The organism is Pseudomonas sp. NPDC089741 (assembly GCF_044748825.1).
Classification (GTDB): Bacteria; Pseudomonadota; Gammaproteobacteria; order Pseudomonadales; family Pseudomonadaceae; genus Aquipseudomonas; species Aquipseudomonas helmanticensis.
In genome coordinates, this window is record NZ_JBIVGT010000025.1 from 49,663 (window position 1) to 64,001 (window position 14,339).

Below are 14,339 nucleotides of genomic sequence, written 5' to 3' on the forward strand. Positions count from 1 at the left end.
TTCTCTTGGTCATTCCTGGAAACAATTCAGAGAAAATAGAGTAAAACCATCCCCGTTGCAGCAACAATGACGATGTTCAGGGCAACCAGGCCGAAAGCGAATCGAATCAGGCCGTTTTCTTCCTGCCGGTTGGCGCCCGCCAACCCGGTGATCAGCGACAGAATCGATAAAGACCCCAGCGCACCATGCCCGGCCGCACTGTTGACCATCGCGGCCAGCCATGGCCCGTGCTCGCTGGTCAGTGCCGCAATCGACGGCATGACGAGGGTGTTGCCGCCGACATTGGACCCGGTGACATAACCGGCAATACCCGCCAGCAAGGCGATCGTCGGCGCCAGGGAAATCCCCGACAACGATTGCAGAGTGCGTTGCGCCTCGACCAGAAATCCGGCGTTGACCATCACCTGCGACAGCAGCAGAAACAGGAAAATCGTCGTGACCGGAAACTTCGCCCGGTTGAACAGTGCGCGCCATGGGAAACCTGTGGGCGTGGCTTGTCTGACGGCCATCAGCAAGGTGACGATCAGCAACGCCAAGCCCGGGGACGCCAGAGGCTTCCACGAAACATGCTCGCCCTTGATGACCCACAGCGCATCCCAGCCCGACAGCACAAACAGCCCGCGCGAGGCGACGATGACGCCCAGCAAGGCCAGATACGGCCACGCCGCGCTCGGCCAGCGCACCAGTTTTTTGCGCTGCGAAAAGGAAATGCCGAGGCCGACGCAGGCCACGGCAAGGCCGGCCAGCACACCGGACACTTCCGGCCCGATCCACAGGTTGATCGAAAACAGCACGGCGATGAACAGCGCGGTGACCACCATCAGCCCGAGCCACGGAGCCACGGTGCGGATCCCGGCTTGCCACAAAGCGATGGCGGCCAGGCAGAGGAACACCGGGGCGCTGATCAGCGCCGAGTGGCTGCCAAGTGTTTCCGCCGGCAAATGCGCCAGCAACGCACCGATCACCGTCGCCAGGCCCAACGTGCCCCACGGCATGATGACCATGCCGGCGAGGGCGATTTTCATCCCCGACTGACGGGTGAACAGGCCCATCAACAGCGGCACTGTGGCAATCAGCGAGACGCCAAAACCGGTCATCGCTTCAAGCAGCGGCGCGAGGCCGAGGACGATGAAGATGACTTGTGCCGGCGGTGTCCAGCCGAGCTCCTTGACCCAGGCGCCGATGGCCTGAGGTGCGCCACCGCGTTCAACCAATATGACGAACGCCAGCCCCGGCACGATCACGCAGGCGGTGCTGAGAAACAGGATCGTGGTGTCCTGAAAAATAGCCGTGGTGATCGCTGCCGACACCGGTCCGGCAGCGCCCAGTGCCCATAACAGGAACACCAGCGCCACGCCCGCCAGCGCGGCTTGTACCGGTGGCCGGCGGACGATGAGTATCAGCGCGATCACCAGACCGATCGGCGACATTTGCAACAAGAGCGAAGTCATACACAGTTTTCCTTAACTTAATCGTGAGTCTGCCCGCTGTATTCGGTCGCCCGCATGGACGCACGCTCACAAAAAGTCTGATACCACTCGGTCAGGCGCTGCTGCGCGGAAAAATCCGACAGCTCGCGAAAGGCAATCCAGTCGAGTGCGGTCGCCAAGGCGATGTGGCCGATGGTGATCGGGCCATTGAGGTCGACGTGCTCTTCGATGAAGCGGTAGGCCTCTTTGAGTTTGTAGGCCTGGCCCTCGGCGTAGGCCGGATAGCGCAAGGCCTCCGGGCGACGCTCGACTTCCCAGCGCAGCTTGATGCCGACATCGCACATGCCCTGCGCCAACGCCTGCAGACGCAGAGCCTTGTAGCGTTCGGGGCCGCTTGGCGGGATGAATTTCGACCCTTGGCTCAGGTCGTCGAGGTATTCACAAATCACGATGGAGTCGAACAGTGCCGTCTCGTCGGGGAGGATCAGCACCGGGACCTTGCCCAAGGGGTTGGCCTGGTAGATCACTGCGTTTGGCGAGGTCGGGCTGGTCTCGTGATGTATCACCTCAAGGTCCGCAGCGATCCCGAGTTCATGAGCGAGCACCAGCACCTTGCGGGCGTAAGGCGAATGCGTCTGGTAGAAAAGTTTCATGCTGGAGTACCTGCCTCAAGGATTGCGGTGGCCGCTCGATGTGCGTCCATGAACAGACGCGAAGGCGCGCCGGCCGAAGTGACGTAGTGGTTGTAGTAGCAGGAGCCTTCGGCAAGCGGGCCGAGTACCCAGATGTTGCGTACCGGTTCACCCTGACTTGATTTTGGATGGCAGGCAGCGTCGACATCGATGCCGTCGATGCCCGGTTCATCGGTGCGCGGGCGGATGAAACCGAGGCGGGCCAGATCGCGTACCGGCGCGCAATCGCTATTGCTCACCCCGCTGCCCTGGACATAGCCGGCGACGCGGCGGTAATGCGCGGTCGCGGGTTGTGTGCCCGGCTTGAGAAACGTCAACAGACCGGCGTCACACAGTGCGAGCAGGTCGGCGTGACGCTCCTTCTGCGGGCCGGCGACCAAGCGGTTGATCGCCTTGTGCCAACGGCCATAGAACTGCCGGTGCGAGGCGTCGGTCAGCCCGTCGAAATCGACGGCTTGACGCAGTCGGTCGCGCAGATCGCGCCAGACTTCAATGGCTGCCTTGATCGCTGATTCACCGCGCCCAAGCCGCGCCTCGTGCAAGTCGGCTTCGAGCGCGTGATAGATCCACGAGTGATAGTTGTGCGGCGTCACGCTGTCGGGCAGTGCATGCCAGATCAGCGCCTGCGGATTGATCGAACCGGCGTGCTCTTCGTATTCGCGCAGCAGCGTTTCGCAAGCGGCTATGCCGGCGCTTCCCGGGACGCTGACAGCCCTGAGGCGGTCGAGTACTTCGCGATGCTGTTCGGGCTTTGATTTGGCGTGCAGGACGGCGACTGCGGCGGCACGCATCTCCAGCAGCATGATCGGCAGAATGTCGTGCTCGAAGTCCAGTTGACGGTTCTTTGCATGCACGCGCAAGTCTTCGATCCGCGCACTCGTCAGAAGTACCGCCTGATGCCGGGCAAAATCGATCAGACCATTGGGCCGGGTGCGAAATGGCAGCCCGTCGCGTGACTGAATGTAGATCACCGGCTCCTGGCCAGAGGGGTGGTACACGTGACTGGCGTCTGCCATCTGCTTGTACTGACCGCCCCGGCCGGCGGTCAGCGCCGCCAAGGTATCCATCGCGCCAAGGCCGAGGCCTTCGATCAGCACGGTTTCACCCGGCTCGATGCTGGCGAGGCTGCCGGGCAACGGATAGACGTCTTCGATGCGGTCTGGGTCGGCGGGGCGCACACGGCCTGTATGGCCGACGGTCAGGATCAGTCGATCGACGGTCGCCGACTTACCAGAGGTCGTGCGCAACACGTATTGATGGCCTTCAAGGGCCTCCACCGCCGTAACGGCCTGATGATGCAGGTGCACGCTGACCCAGTGCGGCGCCGTCGCGAGGATTTGCGCAAAGGCGTCCGCCAGATAAGCGCCGAGCAAGTGTCGCGGGAGGAAATCCTGCGGCTCGACGTCTCGTCCCTCTTGGGCCAGCAGGCCGCTCTCGGGATCGACCTTGATGCGCTGCTGCAGGCACCAGGCGAGGAAGTCCGGACCCGGCCGCTCGCGCGCATCCTGCAGATTTCCCAGCGCCGGCACATCAGGGAACACACCCAGTTGTCCGGCAACGGTATTGAGCAGCAGGTAATCGGGTTGATCCGGCCAGTGCGCGCCGCTGCCGAGTACATTGGGATCAAAAATGTCGATGATCAGCGGCTGATCCAGGCGCTCTTCGGCGAGGCTCAGCAGGCGTTCGAAAATCGACAGCCCGCGTGACCCACAGCCGACCAGGCCGATATGCAGAGGAGCCATCACCATCTGCGCTCCTCCCCGAAGAAGGATGGAATGGCGACAGCCGAGCCTTCGTTGACCGCGATGTCATGAATCATCCGGCCGATCGCCAGATCGAGAATGCCCATGCCGAACGGCGAATAGATCAACGGCTTGTCGCGAGTGACCTGCAGGTCGCCGCGAATCAACTGCGCAACGGTGCCGGTGACGAAATCACGATGACCGTATTTCTGTTCCGCCAGATGTGGCGAGGTATTGGCTTTCAGGCAATGGGTGATGTCATCGAAGTAGTTGTAACTTTCCTCGATGATCTCCGCGCCGATATCCCGTAGCGAGATGTTCAGCACGATCTGCCCCGGGCGGAATGTGCCTTTGCCGTTGACGTAGGGTTCGCCGGCGCTGGTGGCAAAAACCACGACGTCAGCGCTCAGCGCCTGTTCCAGTGAAACCTGTTGTACATCCGGCAAGCCGAGTTGTTCACCGAATGTCGCCAGCGCCTGAGCCGAGTCAGCGTTGAGATCGTGGATTTCAACGCGGTCGAACGACCAGTCATCACTGAAGAACGTCTCGAGGATATTGCGTGCAATCACGCCGCCGCCAATGATCGAAAGCCGCGATGCGCGCTTGTTCCGACCGTTCAGCCACCAGGCGCCGAGCACTGCGGACGCGGCGGTTCTGACTGCACTGATCAGCGCGCCTTCGAGCAGCGCGTACGGATATCCGGTGTCCGGATCGTTAAGAATCAGCACCGCAGACGCGCGCGGGATTCCCGACTTGATGTTGTCCGGATAACTGGCAATCCACTTGATCCCGGAGACTGACTGATCGCCTTCGCTGTCGATGATCGCCGCCGGTAGGGCAATGATCCGGTTCGCCGGCTGTTCCGGGAAACGCAGGAAGTAGCTGTCGGGGTTAACGGTTTCGCCACGTTCGTGGGTCAGGTAGGTCTGGGCAACGATCTCGATGGCTTCCTGACGAAGTTCGTCGAGGATGTTCTTGATGGCGGCGCCAGGAATCACGTGGAATGGTCGAAGCAATGATTGTGTGGTCATGAGGGATTACGCCGAAAGTGCCAGAGCGATTTCTGGGAAGAGAGGTTGCAATGCTGATGCGCCGATGCGTTGGGTGACCCAGTCGTCGGAGTAGATGGTTTCGAGGTAGCGCTCACCCATGTCCGGTGAAATCGCCACCACCACATCGTCGGGACGGATGTGGTGCGCCCATTGCTGAACACCGGCCAGGACCGTGCCGGTGGAACCACCGAAAAGCAGGCCGTAGCGTTGCGCCAGCCAGCGGCAGATCTTGATCGTCTGCTCCTCCGGGATGGACAGGAAATCGTGGATGCCGGCCGGTTCGAAGATTTCCGGACGGCGGCTGGTGCCGAGCCCCGGAATATGGCGTGTACCGCCAGGCAAGCCGAAAGTGACCGAACCGACGGTATCGACGGCGATGACTTTGGTGCGTGGGTGATGTTCGGCGAAGTAGTTCTTGCAGCCCATCAGCGTGCCGGTAGTGCCAGCGCCGACGAAGAGGTAGTCGACGTGTGGAAACTTGTGGGCAATGGACTTGGCCGTGGCCTGGTAGTGCGCCAGCGGGTTGACCGGGTTCTTGTATTGATTGAGCCAGATGTAGTCGGCGTTGTCGGCGACCAGTTGCTCGATCAGACGAATCCGCGAGTTCAGGTACCCGCCGTTTTCGTCGCGCTGATCAACCATGAGCATTTCGGCACCGAGGGCGTGCATCAGCTTTCTGTTCGGCGCAGAAATATTCGGATCGATCACGCAGACAAATTTGTAGCCCTTGGCTGCGCAGACCATGGCCAGCGCCACGCCGAGGTTGCCTGATGACGATTCGATCAGGCGGGTATTGCGGCTGATCAATCCGCGACCTTCCAGGTCGGAGATGATCGCGTGAGCGGTTTTGAGCTTGATGGATCCGGCAGGATTCAGTCCTTCGATCTTCAATTGAATCCTTGCGCTGCAAAGATCCTCGATCTGCACATAACTATCTTCATTGATAAGTTGTTTGATCATACGTCGTCCGTTTCGCTCGTTTATGCCGGGCGCAATCAGTCGCCAGCATCAGTCCTGGGGTGTTTGAAAAGCAGTCGTTGCCGTTCGCCCGTTTGGGTGGTTTTTGGATTTTTTAACTGGACGGGAGGTGACCTTGCGGTGGACGCCGATCTATTAAAAAAATCAGTTTTGCGCTCTGGTGCCGGAAGACATCCAGAGGGTGTTGGCGCGCAAGGTAGAGCCAGAAAGTGGTTCGCCAGGGCTGAGGAAATACTGGCGATTTCCCCGGCGCAGGGAGAGATACAGATTTTCGGTTTTTTCCAGTACACCCGATGGCGATGGGGTCTGAAGAGGAGGGCGTGGCGGGGGATTGCAGCGGATGATCAAATCGCAGGCATAAAAAAACCCTGAATCTTGCGATTCAGGGTTTTCGGTATTTGGTGCCCAGAGACGGAATCGAACCGCCGACACGGGGATTTTCAATCCCCTGCTCTACCGACTGAGCTATCTGGGCAACGGGGCGCATTAAAAGGGTTTTTCGGATTTACGTCAACGACTTTTTTAAAATTTCTTAAATTAATTCCGTCGCTTACGATCCGACCCCCGATTTTGCGGGGTTTACTCTGCAGGCGGAACGTAGCCTTCGGCTTGAGCGTATTCCTCACCGGAGAAGTACTTGTCCATTTCACCCTGAAGAAATTTGCGATCTTCGGCGTTCATCATGTTCAGACGCTTTTCGTTGATCAACAGCGTCTGATGTTTCTGCCAGTCGGCCCAGGCCTTGGCGGAGACGTGGTCAAAAATGTCCTGACCTTTGGCGCCCGGGTACGGAGGGCGTTCCAGGGCTGGCAGTTGTTCTTTGTACTTGCGGCACATTACGGTGCGGGTCATGGCGACTCTCCTGCATTCAAGACGGCGGCCGCGCGTTCGAGCAAGGTTTTGACCGGGGCGGCGAGGCCCAGGCGCGGCGGGGTGGCGAGGTTATACCAGAGCCAGTCGGCCTCGGCCACGTGATGGGCGGCCTCCTGTACCTGAACCAGCCAGGGTTCGATGGACAGCTGGAAATGGCTGAACGTGTGGACAAGGTTCGGCAGCGCCTGCTGCTCGCCCATGGTCAGCGAGTGCTGGTCGGCGAGATGTTGCAGGTCGTCGAGGCCATCGAGTTCCGGCAGGCTCCACAAGCCGCCCCACAAACCGCTCGAGGGGCGACGGTAAAGCAGAATCGCGCCGTCGCCGTTGGCGAGCATCGGCATCAGCGTGCGCTTCTGCGGAATGGCTTTGCGCGGCTTGGGGATCGGGTAGCGGGTTTCGAGACCGAGCATGTGCGCCTCGCAACCACGCTCCAGCGGACACAACAGGCAACTCGGCTTGCTGCGCGTGCACAGCGTGGCGCCGAGATCCATAATCGCCTGGGTGTAGGCGTTGACCCGATCATGCGGCGTAAAGCGCTCAGCGTTGGCCCACAGTTGTTTGGCGACCTTTGGCTCGCCGGGATAGCCCTCTTGCGCGGTAAAGCGCGCCAGCACGCGTTTGACGTTGCCGTCGAGGATCGGTGCGCGCAGGCCCATGCTAATGCTGGCGATTGCGCCCGCAGTGGAGAGGCCGATGCCCGGCAGATCGGTAAGCTTTTCGACGTCACGCGGAAACTCGCCACCGTACTGACTGACGACGATCTTCGCGGTCTTCTGCAGGTTGCGTGCGCGGGTGTAGTAACCAAGGCCAGTCCACAAGTGCAGCACTTCATCTTCCGGCGCTTCGGCCAGCGCTTCGACCGTCGGCAGTGCGGCCATGAAACGGTCGAAGTAATTCAGCACGGTGCTGACCTGGGTCTGCTGCAACATGATCTCCGACACCCACACCCGATACGGGTTGATGTCCTGCTGCCAAGGCAGATCATGGCGGCCATGGCGGTCGAACCATTCCAGCACCGCCGTGGAAAACTGCTCCGCTCTCATCGCTTGAACAGCCCCTTCAATGCGTTTTTCAGTTCCGGGCTGACTTTGTCACCCAGTTTTTCGTCGATCTTCTCGCTGAGTTTGTTGCCGGCCATTTTGGTCGCGACCTGACCGAGGCGATCATTGTCGACACGGCAGGCCTTGGCGCCGAGTTCCAGCGGGCCTCGGCAGCGCAGCGGCCACTCGATGCCGACGAACTTGTCGCCGACCTGGCAGGCCGGATCCGGCATGGCGCTGGTGTCGCCTTCGACGATGATGCCAACGCGGTAATCCATGCCGAGCACGCGCAGGTCGATGTCGCCATCACCGTTGACGGTCATGCCGGGGATGCGCACTTTCAGGTCCGGATTGCTGGCGATGCCGTTGCGGAAAGTCAGGTTGCCTTTCAGCTCCTGGAATGGCGTGTCTTTGCCGCGTGGCTCGCCGCTGAGGGTTTTGCGGTTGAGCGTGGCGATGCCTTTGCACAGTTGCTGTTCAAGGTTGGCGTTAAGCAGCACGCCGTTGTTGATCACGAAACTGGCGTTGCCGTTGAGGGTGTCGATCAGCGCTTGCTGGCTATTGCCGCTGCTGGTGACGTTGCTGGTGAGGGTCACCAGACCTTTGACCGGCGGGTTCTTGCCCTGGCTTTCGAGGATTTTTTCTGCCGGCACGCGGTTGAGCTTGGTCTGCAGGTTCAGTACCGGCGCACTTGGGCGTACATCGAGGGTGCCTTTGGCTTCGAAGCCGCCGTTGTACAGTTCACCGCTCAGATTGGTCAGGGTCAGCAGGCCGCCCTGGCCGGTGGCTTTCAATGCGGCGTTCTGGATCGGCAGCTTGTCGAGGGTCAACTGGCCGAAGGTCAGGTCGGCATCGACGTCGAGTTTGGCCAGACGCTCGACCGGCAACAGGCGCTCAGTGCTCCAGGCGGTTTTGCTCGGTTTGTCCGGCAGCGGCGTCGAACCGGCGCCGGCCATGGCATCGGCTTCGGTGCTGGCGACTTCGGCCTGACGCACTTGCGTGGCGCTGTTGGCTTGTGCCGATTTTGGCGGCAAATAGCGGTCGACGTTGAACGTGTCGGCCTTGAGGATCGCGCGCAGCGATTGCTTGGCGAAGTCTTCGACGGCGATGCGGCCGCTGAAGCTGCTGTCGTCGAGTTTCAGGTTGATGTTGTCGAAGGCGACGCTGGTTGGCGTGGCAGCAACCCGGCTGACCAGTTCGACTTTGCTCAGGCTGCCTTCGGCCATGGCCGGGAGTTTCTGACCGATGCTGTCGACGAACTTCGCCAGATCGAACTGGGCAATGGAGAGGCCGCCAGTGATCTGCGGGGTCTTGTCGAGGTCGTTGGCTTTCAGTTCGCCCAAGGCGCGCAACTGGTTGGCGGAAATCTTGATGCCGGTCCATTCGGCGACGTTCGCGGCTTTATCCAGCGATATCTGCCCTTGAGCTGCGAAGGTCATGGTTTTGCCTTGCAGCGGATCGCCAGCCAGCTCGCCGGACAGTTTCATGTCTTCGAACTTGTAGCGTTGCAGTGCGCGCTCGATGCGCAGCTCACCGGTGAGCTCGGTGCGCACGCGCAGGACCGGTTGATTGGTGCCGAGGAACGCGGTGGCTTTCACCGGGATATTGGTCGAATCATGCACCGGGCCGGTGCTCAGCTGGATGCTCTCGGCACTGAACTGCTTGCCGGTCTTCTCGTCGTTGTACTCAACACGGGCGTTGTTGACGGTCAGGCTATCGATGTCGAGGCGTATCGGCTGCGGTGGTTTTTCCACGGCAGCAGTAGGTTCGCTGGCCGGTTGGCCTGCGGTAGCAGCTGGCGGCGTCGCTCCGGCCGGGGCGGGTACCTTGCCGATGTCTTCCCAGTTGCCGTGGCCGTCCTTGTCGCGGTTCAGGCGCAGGTTCAGACCTTCGACGCGCACATCGCTCATCTGCACTTCACGGCGCAGCAGCGGCAGCACGCGCACGGACAGTCCGAGCATCTGCAAATCGGCAAACGGTTCGGCAGGCTTGACCAGGGTGGCCACGCTGGCTTCGTGCAATTCCAGGCCGAGCCACGGGAACAGGCTCCAGCCGATATCGCCATTGAGCGTCAGCTCGATGTGGGCCTTGTCGCGGGCTATCTGGCGGATCTCGTCTTTGTAATCGTTGGGATCGAAGAGGTGGGTCAGGGCAAAGCCTGCCGCCACAATGATCAGCAACAGCCCGAGAAGTACCAGACCCAGGATTTTGCCGAACGCTTTCATGGGCGAGTCCTTGTAGTTAGTCGAATTCGTAATTTAGCCGGGGAGTATAGCGCTGCAACGGCCCTGTTCGGTGTGGCGTCATGTCGTCAGGACTTCCAGCGGCACCTGTAACCGGGCGGCGATTGCCTGAGCTTCAAGGTGCCCGGCGGGTGCCCGCAGGCGCAGTTCGGCCCCCGCTTGCGACGCCATTTTCTGCGCTTGGTTCACCATCCGCTCGGCAACCCCACGGCGACGAGTAACTTTTCGTACACACAAATGGGACATGTACCAGACGTCGCGGTGCCTTTGCAGGCGCGCAGCGCCGAGCAGACGGTCGTTGAAACGTCCGGCAATAAAAGTCCCGTCCGCCAACGCACTTTCGATCAGCTCCACTTCACCGGAAAACGGCGAAAACAGCCATTCGGGCGCATCACGATAGATTTTCTGCAGATCCTGTTGATCCTGATAACTGGCGTCTTCAAGCGTTTGAACGATAACCGGCATGGTAACCCCGTCAAAAATGCACTCCGTGCAGGAGCTGCCGAAGGCTGCGATCTTTTGATCCTGTTTTTGCAAAACAACGCCAAAAGATCGCAGCCTTTGGCAGCTCCTACACAGGTGTAGAGATCAGATGACATGAAAAAGGTGATATCAGTTTGGTTTTTCTGTCACCTGCAAATGGTAACCTTCGCCCGTTCGTCCGTCCTTCTGCGACTTAACGTCGCGCCTTCATGGAGCTTCACCTTAAAAAACGGTCATGCCTGCGTGCATAAGGCCGAGGGTGAACAGTGGCTGGCGAACCATACTAATAATTGGGGGATACACAATGAGCACGAGCATTACGGCGGACGGCCTCAAAGCCGACCAGCCCGCGTTCCTGTCGAAGGAGCGCATCATCGCCAAGCCCGGTTTCAACCGTTGGCTAGTCCCACCGGCCGCTCTGGCCATCCACCTGTGCATCGGCATGGCCTACGGCTTCTCGGTGTTCTGGTTGCCGCTGTCCAAGGCGCTGGGCGTTACCGCTCCAGTGGCTTGCGCAGCGGACATGAGCTTCATCACACAAGTGTTTTCGTCGCAATGCGACTGGCCGATCTCGATGCTTGGCTGGATCTACACGCTGTTCTTCATCTTCCTCGGCTGCTCGGCAGCGATCTGGGGTGGCTGGCTGGAACACGCCGGGCCGCGCAAGGCCGGTGTGGTATCGGCACTGTGCTGGTGCGGCGGTCTGCTGATCTCGGCGCTGGGTATTTATACCCACCAGATCTGGCTGATGTGGCTCGGTTCGGGCGTGATCGGCGGTATCGGTCTGGGTCTGGGCTATATCTCGCCGGTGTCGACCCTGATCAAGTGGTTCCCGGACAAGCGCGGTATGGCCACCGGCATGGCGATCATGGGCTTCGGTGGCGGCGCGATGGTCGGTGCACCGTTGGCGACGGCACTGATGAGCCACTTCGGCTCGGCTGAAGGCGTTGGCGTCTGGCAAAGCTTCGTGGCCATGGCCGCGATCTACTTCGTGTTCATGATCGGTGGCGCTCTGGCTTACCGCGTACCGCCTACCGGCTGGAAGCCTGAAGGCTGGACTGCACCGGCGAAGAAAGCGGCGAACGCGATGATCACCAACCGCCACGTGCATGTGAATGTGGCGTGGAAAACCCCGCAGTTCCGTCTGGTCTGGCTGGTGCTGTGTCTGAACGTTTCTGCCGGTATCGGCATCCTCGGCATGGCTTCGCCGCTGTTGCAGGAAGTGTTCGGCGGCAAGCTGCTGGGTGTTGATGTGCCGTTTGGCCAACTCGATGCCGGGCAATTGGCCTCGATCGCTGCGATTGCTGCCGGTTTCACCGGTCTGCTGAGCCTGTTCAACATCGGTGGTCGTTTCTTCTGGGCATCGTTCTCCGACTACCTGGGCCGCAAAAACACCTATTTCGTGTTCTTCGCACTGGGTTTTGCCCTGTACGCGCTGATTCCGAACATGGGCCATCTGGGCAACGTTGCGCTGTTCGTGGCGGCGTTCTGCATCATCCTGTCGATGTACGGCGGCGGTTTTGCGACTGTTCCGGCTTACCTGGCTGACCTGTTCGGTACGCAAATGGTCGGCGCGATCCACGGTCGTCTGCTGACTGCCTGGGCGGCGGCTGGCGTGCTGGGCCCGGTGTTGGTGAACTACCTGCGTGAATATCAGTTGAGCATCGGCGTTGAGCGCGCTGCTGCTTACGACATCACCTTGTACATCCTCGCTGGCCTGCTGGTGCTGGGCTTCCTGTGCAACCTGCTGGTACGTCCGGTGGCTGACAAGTACTTCATGACCGATGCTGAACTGGCGGCCGAACAAGCGCTGGGCCACGACAAAGGTGCTGACGCCAGCACTGTCCTGGAGTGGAAAGCCGCGCCGGGCAGCAAGCCCCTGGCGATCGCTGCCTGGCTGGCTGTGGGTATTCCGTTGGCGTGGGGTGTGTGGGTGACCCTGCAGAAGACGGCGGTACTGTTTCACTAAGTAAAAACGCAGTACCCCTGTAGGAGTGAGCCTGCTCGCGATAGCGACCTGACAGTCACAGAAATGTTGACTGTGAGGCCCTCATCGCGAGCAGGCTCACTCCTACAGTGGTTTTTGGGTGCCTGTAATGGCTTGTATGGACATGTCTACCCGCGACAGCCGGGCATTCTAACCGTCAGCCATATCACCTCTCGTGTTTCTGTTTGCTTCCTGCGTGCCTATAATGGCTGCCTTTTTCGCCCAATGATTTTGCGGAGCTGGTGATGGCCGAACGTAAGGCGTCTGTCGAGCGCGACACTCTGGAAACCCAGATCAAAGCCTCGATCAACCTTGATGGCACCGGAAAGGCCCGATTCGATATCGGTGTACCTTTTCTTGAGCACATGCTGGATCAGATCGCCCGTCACGGGTTGATCGACCTGGATATTGAATGCAAGGGCGATCTGCATATCGACGACCACCATACGGTGGAAGACGTCGGTATCACCCTCGGCAAGGCGTTTGCCAAAGCCATCGGCGATAAAAAAGGCATCCGTCGCTACGGTCACGCCTACGTGCCGCTCGATGAAGCGCTGTCGCGCGTGGTGATCGATTTCTCCGGTCGCCCGGGCTTGCAGATGCACGTGCCGTACACCCGCGCCACTGTGGGCGGCTTCGACGTTGACCTGTTCCAAGAGTTCTTCCAGGGCTTCGTCAACCACGCGTTGGTCAGCGTGCATATCGACAACCTGCGTGGCACCAACACTCACCACCAGATCGAAACCGTGTTCAAGGCTTTCGGCCGCGCGCTGCGCATGGCCGTCGAGCTGGATGAGCGCATGGCCGGGCAAATGCCATCGACCAAAGGCGTTCTGTAATGCAGACGGTTGCAGTTATCGATTACGGCATGGGCAACCTGCACTCGGTGGCCAAGGCCCTCGAGCACGTCGGTGCCGGCAAGGTGCTGATTACCAGCGATGCCAACGTGATTCGTGAAGCGGATCGCGTGGTGTTCCCCGGTGTTGGTGCGATTCGCGACTGCATGGCGGAGATCCGTCGCCTCGGTTTCGATTCGCTGGTACGCGAAGTCAGTCAGGATCGTCCTTTTCTCGGCATCTGTGTCGGCATGCAAGCCTTGCTCGACACCAGCGAAGAGAACGACGGTGTCGACTGCATCGGCCTGTTCCCGGGCGCGGTGAAGTTCTTCGGCAAAGACCTGCATGAAGACGGCGAGCACCTGAAAGTCCCACACATGGGCTGGAACGAGGTAAAGCAGAAGGTCAGCCACCCGCTGTGGCATGACATTCCGGACATGGCGCGTTTCTACTTCGTGCACAGCTACTACATCGCTGCCGCCAACGCGCGGCAGGTGGTCGGCGGCGGTCATTACGGCGTCGATTTCGCTGCTGCGCTGGCCGATGGCTCGCGCTTCGCCGTGCAGTTCCACCCGGAGAAAAGCCATACCCATGGCCTGCAATTGCTGCAGAACTTTGCCGCGTGGGACGGTCGCTGGTAAATGGCTGCCAGGAAAACCAAACCGCCGATTCTGACCCTCACTCCCGAACAGGAGAACGAGGCCAATCGCAAGATTCAGCGGTTCATGGAGGACCGTTTCGAACTCGATCTGGGATCGTTCGAAGCGGGGGAAATTCTTGAGCTGTTTACCCGCGAAATTGCTCCGCACTATTACAACAGGGCGATTTTCGATGTGCAGACCCACCTCAAAGAGCGGTTTGAAAGCATCGAAAGCGACCTGTGGGCTCTCGAGAAAATCTTATTTGGTATGCTTTTTGATTTTTTTTTTTTTTATGTTTTCTTTATTCTTTTTATTACCTGTTTTGTTGTTTTAGTTTTTTTT

12 protein-coding genes, 1 tRNA gene and 1 pseudogene are annotated in these 14,339 nt (G+C 59.9%); 4 read left to right on the plus strand and 10 right to left on the minus strand.

Features of this window, described 5'->3' with window-relative positions:
- Positions 1-26: 26 nt before the first annotated feature.
- The 10 genes from ACIPZE_RS20890 to ACIPZE_RS20935 all read right to left on the minus strand — a co-directional run bounded on the left by ACIPZE_RS20890 (position 27) and on the right by ACIPZE_RS20935 (position 10,515).
- Positions 27-1,451 carry an L-lactate permease gene (locus tag ACIPZE_RS20890; protein WP_283438023.1) on the minus strand — a complete coding sequence of 475 codons (1,425 nt, stop codon included), beginning with the start codon at positions 1,449-1,451 and terminating at the stop codon, positions 27-29.
- A gap of 17 nt (positions 1,452-1,468) precedes the next feature.
- Entirely contained in the window at positions 1,469-2,083 is a 615-nt protein-coding gene (locus ACIPZE_RS20895) for a glutathione S-transferase family protein (RefSeq protein WP_283438022.1), read from the minus strand.
- Entirely contained in the window at positions 2,080-3,864 is a 1,785-nt protein-coding gene (locus tag ACIPZE_RS20900) for an FAD/NAD(P)-binding protein (RefSeq protein WP_400775022.1), read from the minus strand. The genes ACIPZE_RS20895 and ACIPZE_RS20900 overlap by 4 nt, the downstream gene beginning before the upstream one ends.
- Positions 3,864-4,895, minus strand: a complete 1,032-nt coding sequence (sbnB, locus tag ACIPZE_RS20905; RefSeq protein ID WP_400775024.1) for a 2,3-diaminopropionate biosynthesis protein SbnB — start codon at positions 4,893-4,895, stop codon at positions 3,864-3,866. Before sbnB ends, ACIPZE_RS20900 begins: the two co-directional genes overlap by 1 nt.
- A 6-nt stretch (positions 4,896-4,901) precedes the next feature.
- Positions 4,902-5,876, minus strand: a complete 975-nt coding sequence (sbnA, locus tag ACIPZE_RS20910) for a 2,3-diaminopropionate biosynthesis protein SbnA (protein WP_400775025.1) — start codon at positions 5,874-5,876, stop codon at positions 4,902-4,904.
- A 417-nt stretch (positions 5,877-6,293) separates the two neighbouring features.
- Positions 6,294-6,369: transfer RNA gene (locus tag ACIPZE_RS20915), tRNA-Phe, on the minus strand.
- Between the two features lie 104 nt (positions 6,370-6,473).
- On the minus strand, positions 6,474-6,746 hold the full coding sequence (locus tag ACIPZE_RS20920) for an oxidative damage protection protein (protein ID WP_283438020.1): 273 nt from the start codon (positions 6,744-6,746) through the stop codon (positions 6,474-6,476).
- Complete coding sequence (gene mutY, locus ACIPZE_RS20925) at positions 6,743-7,810, minus strand: A/G-specific adenine glycosylase (RefSeq protein ID WP_400775027.1); 1,068 nt, start codon at positions 7,808-7,810, stop codon at positions 6,743-6,745. Before mutY ends, ACIPZE_RS20920 begins: the two co-directional genes overlap by 4 nt.
- Positions 7,807-10,032 carry an AsmA family protein gene (locus ACIPZE_RS20930; RefSeq protein ID WP_400775029.1) on the minus strand — a complete coding sequence of 742 codons (2,226 nt, stop codon included), beginning with the start codon at positions 10,030-10,032 and terminating at the stop codon, positions 7,807-7,809. The genes mutY and ACIPZE_RS20930 overlap by 4 nt, the downstream gene beginning before the upstream one ends.
- A gap of 78 nt (positions 10,033-10,110) precedes the next feature.
- Positions 10,111-10,515, minus strand: a complete 405-nt coding sequence (locus ACIPZE_RS20935; protein ID WP_283438017.1) for an acetyl-CoA sensor PanZ family protein — start codon at positions 10,513-10,515, stop codon at positions 10,111-10,113.
- A gap of 322 nt (positions 10,516-10,837) precedes the next feature.
- Between ACIPZE_RS20935 and ACIPZE_RS20940 the strand changes: the two genes are divergently transcribed.
- The 4 genes and pseudogenes from ACIPZE_RS20940 to ACIPZE_RS20955 all read left to right on the plus strand — a co-directional run.
- On the plus strand, positions 10,838-12,502 hold the full coding sequence (locus tag ACIPZE_RS20940; protein WP_400775031.1) for an OFA family MFS transporter: 1,665 nt from the start codon (positions 10,838-10,840) through the stop codon (positions 12,500-12,502).
- Between the two features lie 263 nt (positions 12,503-12,765).
- Positions 12,766-13,359 (plus strand): imidazoleglycerol-phosphate dehydratase HisB, encoded by a 594-nt coding sequence (hisB, locus tag ACIPZE_RS20945; protein WP_129387768.1) that lies wholly within the window; start codon positions 12,766-12,768, stop codon positions 13,357-13,359.
- Complete coding sequence (gene hisH, locus ACIPZE_RS20950) at positions 13,359-13,997, plus strand: imidazole glycerol phosphate synthase subunit HisH (protein WP_008080553.1); 639 nt, start codon at positions 13,359-13,361, stop codon at positions 13,995-13,997. The genes hisB and hisH overlap by 1 nt, the downstream gene beginning before the upstream one ends.
- A pseudogene (locus tag ACIPZE_RS20955) lies at positions 13,998-14,252 on the plus strand (DUF2164 domain-containing protein); the annotation flags it as partial.
- Positions 14,253-14,339: the final 87 nt, after the last annotated feature.